At 41.9% G+C, this 7048-nt stretch carries 7 protein-coding genes; 3 read left to right on the top strand and 4 right to left on the bottom strand.

Annotated elements, in window-relative coordinates:
• Positions 1 to 103: 103 nt before the first annotated feature.
• Both HY960_09805 and HY960_09800 read right to left on the bottom strand, forming a co-directional pair.
• On the bottom strand, positions 104 to 430 hold the full coding sequence (locus tag HY960_09805) for a hypothetical protein (GenBank protein ID MBI5216037.1): 327 nt from the start codon (positions 428 to 430) through the stop codon (positions 104 to 106).
• Positions 431 to 440: 10 nt separating this feature from the next.
• Positions 441 to 3413, bottom strand: coding sequence for a serine hydrolase (locus HY960_09800; GenBank protein MBI5216036.1), 2973 nt, complete (start codon positions 3411 to 3413; stop codon positions 441 to 443).
• A gap of 225 nt (positions 3414 to 3638) precedes the next feature.
• On the opposite strand from HY960_09800, the gene ychF reads away from it, so the two are divergent.
• Genes ychF through HY960_09785 form a run of 3 tightly spaced genes read left to right on the top strand, consistent with a single transcriptional unit; the run spans position 3639 to position 5333 of the window.
• Positions 3639 to 4721, top strand: a complete 1083-nt coding sequence (gene ychF, locus HY960_09795; GenBank protein ID MBI5216035.1) for a redox-regulated ATPase YchF — start codon at positions 3639 to 3641, stop codon at positions 4719 to 4721.
• 47 nt (positions 4722 to 4768) lie between these two features.
• The gene (locus HY960_09790; protein ID MBI5216034.1) at positions 4769 to 5008 is read left to right on the top strand and encodes a hypothetical protein; all 240 of its coding nucleotides are present in this window, start codon (positions 4769 to 4771) and stop codon (positions 5006 to 5008) included.
• On the top strand, positions 4989 to 5333 hold the full coding sequence (locus HY960_09785; protein MBI5216033.1) for a type II toxin-antitoxin system PemK/MazF family toxin: 345 nt from the start codon (positions 4989 to 4991) through the stop codon (positions 5331 to 5333). The genes HY960_09790 and HY960_09785 overlap by 20 nt, the downstream gene beginning before the upstream one ends.
• A gap of 22 nt (positions 5334 to 5355) precedes the next feature.
• On the opposite strand, the gene HY960_09780 is transcribed toward HY960_09785, so the two are convergent.
• Together HY960_09780 and HY960_09775 are read right to left on the bottom strand one after the other, a co-directional pair.
• Positions 5356 to 6441 (bottom strand): hypothetical protein, encoded by a 1086-nt coding sequence (locus HY960_09780; protein MBI5216032.1) that lies wholly within the window; start codon positions 6439 to 6441, stop codon positions 5356 to 5358.
• Between the two features lie 54 nt (positions 6442 to 6495).
• The gene (locus tag HY960_09775; protein MBI5216031.1) at positions 6496 to 7038 is read right to left on the bottom strand and encodes a cob(I)yrinic acid a,c-diamide adenosyltransferase; all 543 of its coding nucleotides are present in this window, start codon (positions 7036 to 7038) and stop codon (positions 6496 to 6498) included.
• Positions 7039 to 7048: the final 10 nt, after the last annotated feature.

The raw sequence follows: 7048 nt of genomic DNA, 5'->3' as shown, positions 1-7048 counted from the left end.
TTTTTTATATTTTTTCATTGGCGTATCTCCTTAGGTTATTAAGTTGTAGTGAATTTATTTTCCTAAGATACAGATACGCCGCTTTTTTTTCAATCTGGTTTTTCTACCCTAAATATTTACACACCTTTTGAATATAACTCATTGATAAGGAATGGTCGTGATTATCTTTCGTATGAAAATAGATAAAAGAACTACTCAACGACATTCCACCTGATAGATAGTTCTGTTGTCTGAAACCATTGGGAAACCAAAATGAGTACGGAGCCGCTTCAGTCTTACTATTGCCAAAACTGCCACTAATTCCTCCCTTCCAATCTATTGCCTTCGTTTCAGGATACCGGAAATCCGAAATCGAAACACTGTCTTGTGCTAGCGTGAAACTATAAACACAAAGTACCAAGTACAAATTACAAAGTACAAGCCTCTTCATATTACTCCTTTTATTTATTAGGTTTGAAATCAGTTAACGAACGAATAACCGCCTCATGAACCGCCGGTCTCACTCCTGTAATTTTTGTATTCGCTCTTGTTGGATACACACGATTTGTCAGAAAGATAACAAAAATATTTCTTTCCGGGTCTGCCCAAATAGAAGTTCCGGTAAACCCAGTATGCCCGAATGATTTCTCACTGAAATACTTCCCCGCCGAACTATATCCATCCACCGTTTTCGTATCCCAGCCAAGTGCGCGGTTACTTCCCTTTCCCTGTCTTGTGGTAAAAAGATTTATTGTTTCCGGTTTCAGAAATTGTTCGCCGTTGTAACTTCCTCTGTTCATCAGCATTTGCATGAAGTTGGCAAGGTCGCTAGCAGTAGAGAACAATCCTGCATGACCGGAAACTCCGCCGAGCGTGTAGGCATTCTCATCGTGAACAACTCCTCGAACAAGTTTCTTTCTCAATATCGAATCATATTCTGTTGGTGCGATATTTGTCCAGAGCGATTCCGACGGATTGAACATGGTCTGTTTCATTCCAAGCGGCTCGAAGAATTTCTTTCTGCAATATTCATCCAGTGATTGTCCTGATATTCGTTCTACAATTTTTCCAAGCGTAATAAATCCGAAATCGCTGTACACTGTTGAGTCACCCGTTTTGTAAATCAATGTTGTTTGAAACACCGAGTCGAGTACTTCCTGCGGAGATTTACATGTCGCATACAATCTTTTAAATGCAGGCAAACCGGAATTATGCAACAACAAATTCCGTATCGTTATCTTCTCCTTTCCATGATTCCCAAACTCAGGAATATATTTCACGACCAAATCGTCAAGACCAAGTTGTTGCTCATCATTCAATTTCATTACAGCGGAAGTTGTTGCGATGACTTTGGTGAGAGAAGCCAAATCATAGATTGTCTGATTGACGATTGATGATTCACGATTGATGATTACTGAATCCTTAACGTTGTAACCTGTAACCTGTAACCCGTAACCTGTAACGGTTCCTCCGTACGTTTGCTTCCCGTATGACTTATTCAACACAATCGCTCCATCTTTGACGACACACACCTGCGCGCCGGGGAAAGCGGTATCTCTAATTGCTTTATTGATGACTGAATCTACCAACGCAAGACTATCTGAATTGAATCCGACATTTTCCGGTTTATCCTTTCGCAGAACGGATTGCAAGAGATTGATTCCTTCACCGAAAGGAAACATGTTGGGAATGTTCACCGGAAGTTTTCCACTCGTCGGAATTTCCCCGAACAACGCTTCAACAATCGCTTCGGTTGATGCTTCACAATCGGAGTACGAGCAAAGGTACGCATTTGCTTTCGGCACAACGCTCAACACGTACGGACTTCCAAGCGCGAGCGCCACGGTTGGCTTGTTCAATTCAGAAAGTTGCTTGATGAAGTTCGTAATGTCGCTTCCGACTCCAAACATGCCCGCGCCGGAACCCGAGCGGGCTTTGGAAAATATCGGAAGCAAAATAATGTCGGCAGTTTTCGCTTTCTTCAGAAGCGTATCAAAATTCATTTTATTCCACGATGGGTCAACAGTAACTTGCTCGACATTGCTTGTTCTTCTCTTCAATTGTGCTGTAAAATAATTTCCGACCGGTTCGTTCGTCCACGGATTTCCATTCCGTTGTATTTCCGTCCGATAACTTTCAACATCAGCAATCACGATGTTCAATATCTTTTTGGTGGTAAAATTGTCGTTCGATTTATCGAACGGAAGGATGAAGGGAAGCAAATCATTATTCAGAACCGTAATAGATTTTCTGGCGATCTGCTTTGCAATTCCAAGATGCTCAGGTGTTGCAACGACTTCCCGGATGTTTTTTAAATCAACAAAACGATTTTCCACCAAACCCAAATCAAACTTGTAACCAAGTATTTTCCTAACAGAATAATTGATTCGTTCTTCTGAAATTCTTCCGGTTTCAACTGCGTGCATCAACGCTTCAATTGCCGCATCTTCATCAGGCAGAATCAACAACACATCTGTTCCGGCTTCAACTGCAAAAATCGCAGTCGAATCAGAACCGAACTTGTTGACAATAGCCCCCATGTCAAGCGCATCGGTAACAACCAAACCGTTGAATCCAAGTTCCTGTTTTAGTAATCCGGTGATGAATGGTTTGGAAAGAGTCGAAGGTAATCCTCTCGTTGAGTCAATTGAAGGAACAGTAAGATGTGCAACCATCACCGAAGCAACATTCCGTTTGAACAATTCACGGAACGGATACAATTCGAGGCTGTCGAGGCGTGAACGGGAAGCGTTCACGCTCGGTAAATCAATGTGCGAATCAACATGCGTATCGCCGTGACCGGGAAAATGCTTCGCCGTCGCAAGAACATGTTCCGATTGCATTCCCGACGTAAACGCGCATGCCATTTCTGCAACCAACTTCGGGTCTTCGCCGAACGAGCGTGTGTTAATGACAGGATTATCCGGGTTGTTGTTCACATCGGCAACGGGCGCGTAGTTTTGATGAATTCCCATCGCACGAGTCTCCTTCCCGATTGCTTTTCCCATTTGATAAGCCAGTGAAGTGTCACGAGTCGCACCGACTGCCATCGCCTCAGGAAATCTCGTTCCACGACGAATGCGCATTGCGCTTCCCCATTCAAAATCTGCCGCAACCAACAACGGAATATCAGACCACTCCTGACAACGATTTATCATCTCCGCCGTTTCATATACATCTCCCTGAAAAAATATCAACCCGCCAACTTTATGTCCCTCAACAAGATGATGCAACAACCAATACTGTTCGCTCTTGCTACTGTAATAGTAACCATAGGAACGCGATAAAATCATCTGACTGATTTTCTCTTCGAGTGTTAGCCGTGCAAGCGTTTGCTCTACCCACTCGCTTTTTGTTGGCTTTGGCTTCTCTTGTTTGATAATTTCCGGCGGAGGAGTTGAGCAACCGAAAAAATACAACAGATAGAAGGTCATTGACAGTAAGTAATAGAAATACGGAATTTTCCTGTCAGTCAATTTAAAGGGACGGTTACTGAACATCAAATTATTGATAGGTTATCATAAAAATTGAAAATGCGAGATGAAAATACTCAGAATCGGGAGAAAAAGAAAAATGTTTACAAGAACGTAAACCAAAGTTCTGCTCAGACAGTAGAAAATTTCTTATATTCTTCCCGTTCAATAACCACAAAGGAAAACATGCAAATCGGAATTGTAGGCTTGCCCTACTCAGGAAAATCAACTCTTTTTCAGACTATTACCAAAACTCATCTCGATTCTTCTTCGTTCTCGAAGTCAGAAACGCACCACGCAGTTATTAAAGTACCTGATGCCCGGTTGGAAAAACTTTCGGACATTTTTCAGCCAAAGAGCAAAGTACTTGCCGCCATCGAATTTGTTGATGTCGTCGGACTTCAGAAAGGGGAAAGCGGCTCAACACAATTCACGACCAACTTTCTTGGGAATGTGAAAACCAATGACGCGTTAGTGCAAGTCGTCCGTTTATTTGCCAACGATGCGGTTCCGCATCCGGATGGCACAGTGGACATGATGAGAGATGTCACCTCGTTCGAGAATGAATTTCTTCTATCGGATATGGCAATTCTTGAAACGCGCATCGAACGCATCAACAAACAAATGCTGAAAACCGGGGATGAATTGATGAAGCGCGAATTACCTGTATTGGAAAAATGTCTTCACATCCTACAACAGGAAAAGCCATTGAGAGAAACCGACTTCACGAAAGAAGAATTGCAACTGTTAAAGACATATCAATTACTTTCTATCAAGCCGATGCTTATTGTGTTGAATCTCGATGAAACACAAGTCAGTAAACGGGAAGAATTGGTCTCTTCCGTTGCACAAAAGAAAGCAGGAAAAAATACAAAAGTCATTTCGTTCTTAGGAAAGATTGAGATGGAAATGTCGGAACTTTCGGACGAAGATGCCGCCGCGTTTATGAGCGATTACGGAATCAAAGAGTCAGCTCTTCATAGTTTAATTCGTGAATCGTACGACTTACTCGGACTGCAATCGTTCTTCACCGTAGGTGAAGACGAGTGCCGGGCGTGGACAATCAAAAAAGGAATGACCGCTCAGGAAGCCGCCGGAGTAATCCATTCAGACTTTTACAACAAGTTCATCCGTGCAGAAGTTGTTCACAACGATGACTTTATTAAGCACGGCTCATTCGCCAAGGCAAAGGAACATGGCACATGGCGACTTGAAGGAAAAGAATATATTGTGAAGGATGGAGATATTATTTCGGTGAGGCATAGTTGAAATAAATCTTCTCTTTCTCTCCATTATCTCAATTAAATCAAATACAAATGAAAACACTTTCACTAAAAATAGACGATGATACATTTGAAGAAACTGAAAAGATTCTCTTGAAAGTCAAAACAAATAGAAGCAGATATTTCATCGATGCTGTTAAATTTTATAACAGAATTTATAAGCGTAAACTGCTTGCTAAACAATTAGCAAAGGAATCTGACATGGCAAGAAATGAATCATTGAAAGTATTAGCTGAGTTTGAGGCACTTGAAGATGAGTATCAAACAATTTGATATATGGTTCGCCGACCTAAATCCTCGAGTCGGAACGGAACCTGGTAAGATCAGACCTGTCGTAGTTGTTCAAACGAATCTCTTAAACACAAACCATCCTTCAACTATCATTTGTCCTCTTACCACGAATGTCAAACCGCAGTTCAAGTTACTGAGAGTTCATATCAAAAAACACAAATCGGGACTTAATGAAGATTGTGATATCTTGATTGACCAGATAAGAGCAATTGATAATAAAAGATTTGTTAAACGAGTTTCACGGCTTCACATTGACGATATTTTAAGAGTTAGAGAAAATCTTAAGATAGTTTTAGATTTGGAGTGAGTATTAAAATGAAGTAGAAAAACTAAATCTCCTTCATCGCCGCTAACTCCGCTGTTCGTTTCCGTTCTGCTACGGTAAGAAATCCAACCGCGACTAAAATAAATCCGAGCGAAAGCCAATCGTGCATACTCGGGAAGCGTGTTCCTAATAATAATGCAGAGAGAAGCGTTGCTACCGTTCCGGCGGCAAGCGAAGTAAGACGATTCACTAATCCGGCAAACGTTGCCGTTCTTCCTTTGAACATGAAAAGGAACACTGAAAAGAATGCAACAATACCGAATGCAGTCCCGCTTAACACAGCCCAACCCCAATCAGGCGCAAATTGCACAAGTGAATCATGAAATTGTGTTACCTGAGGGACATTCCAACCGAATGTTGTTGCCCCGAAAAAAACCATAATGCTGATGGCGAGAATGAAAAAACACGCCGCAATCTGTTCTACGCCGAAAAATCCCTGATTATCAAGCGGAACACCTTTTGCACGGGTGTTCTTAAAATAATTCATGATGTAAATCCTGATTGCGTACGCAATAATATAACTGACAAGAATAACTACCGCGGCAGTGTTATCGAGAAAATCAAAATCGCCGGGTTGAATCCAAAAGAGGTTCACACCTGCCGCGAGCAATGCAAACAACACGGCATAATTTTCCTGCGCGTAAACTTTTTTCTTTAAAATCCGTTGTGAAATCTGTACTGCATCAACCAGGCGGCTGATGACGATAACGCTCGCCCGCATAATCACCATCGCTACCATCACGGACATTGGAAACGTGTACATTAACGTTGTCGCCGGAATAATTATCGCCGTCATAAAACCGGACGGGATAATGTAATACGTTTCCTGTGGAATCGTGAGCGGACCAAGTCGAACAAGTTTGTTCGATTTCATTTTATACCACCCCATGACAAAAACTATGAGTAACGCAGTTGCCGTACCTCCAATAGTGTTATAGACCATGTATCCGATTTGCCCCATCTTGAGAGAGAACACATCACCCGTTGCAGTGAAAAACTTCGCGCTGATTCCGGTCAGTACATAAAAGAAAAAATATCCTGCACACAGTTCAACAAGTTGCTTCGTGCTACCTTCTGATGATTTCCACATAAATAATACTGAAATAAAACTGAATTGATGGTAAGTTAGTTCCGTAAGAATGGATTAGGAATTCCACTTCACTTCGGAAGTGTTGGAGAGCGCATTCACGTAGCGTGCAAGCACGAACAATAAATCGGAAAGGCGATTGAGAAAAACAATTGATTCCCGGTTGATTTCTTCTTCGTGTGAAAGTTGAACGACAAGCCGTTCGGCTCTTCTGCAAACGGTTCTTGCTAAATGAATCATAGCCGCGGCACGATTTCCGCCCGGTAAAATAAAACTTGTCAGCGGCTGAAGTTTTTCAGAAATGGAATCAATGGTGTGTTCTAAAGGACGAATATCCGTTTCCTGAATGCGTGTTACAGATTTGTTTTGTACGTCTGAAGGCGTTGCAAGATCGGCGCCGAGAGTAAATAATGACTGTTGCAAATCATTCAGGATGGAATCAATCTCCTGCACACTATTCAATGAACGGCAAACACCAAGCATTGAATTAAGTTCATCTACTGTTCCGTACGCTTCTATACGAAGCGCATCCTTCGTTACACGCTTGCCTCCGAATAAAGACGTTTCTCCCTTATCTCCTGTTTTGGTGTAGATTTTCAAAATGATTCAC

The sequence above is a fragment of the Ignavibacteriota bacterium genome (assembly GCA_016212665.1).
In the GTDB taxonomy this organism is placed as follows: domain Bacteria; phylum Bacteroidota; class Ignavibacteria; order UBA10030; family SZUA-254; genus FW602-bin19.
Note: the sequence above shows the minus strand (reverse complement) of the source record. Positions and strands in the feature narration are given on the sequence as shown.